We start from the raw sequence: 554 nt of genomic DNA on the forward strand, positions 1-554 counted from the left end.
CTGATCCTCGGGACCGCCGGCAACGATGCCCTGAAGGGAGGCGCGGCCAACGACACGATCTACGGCTACGCAGGCAAAGACCAGCTCGATGGCAAGGGTGGCGCGGACCGCCTGTACGGCGGTGCCGACGACGACAGCTACATCGTGGACAACGACAACGACCTAGTCTTCGAGAACGCGAACGAAGGCTTGGACACGGTCAACGCCGGCGTCAGCCATGTTCTGTCGGCCAACGTCGAAAACCTGCAGCTGATGGGGACGGCCTCCCTCAATGGCACGGGCAACGAGCTTGCCAACATCATCAACGGCACCGTCGGCGACAACCGGCTCCTCGGGCTGGACGGGGCCGATACCCTGCGGGGGAACGACGGCAACGACGTTCTGGATGGCGGGGCGGGCAACGATTATCTTTCGGGCGGCAACGGCATCGACGTCGTGATCGGCGGGGCGGGGACCGACACGCTCTATGGTGGCGCCGGCGCCGACACCTTCGCGTTTACGAGCATGCTCGACTTTGGTCCCGCATCGGCAATGGACGTGGTCGCCGACTTCTA

General features: G+C 64.6%; 1 protein-coding gene. It reads left to right on the forward strand.

Annotated elements, in window-relative coordinates; translation table 11 throughout:
• The coding region (locus AC3WLN_RS24065; RefSeq protein ID WP_492485499.1) for a calcium-binding protein at positions 1-554 on the forward strand (554 nt) is incomplete at both ends.

Source organism: Methylobacterium sp. FW306-05-D (genome assembly GCF_058782155.1).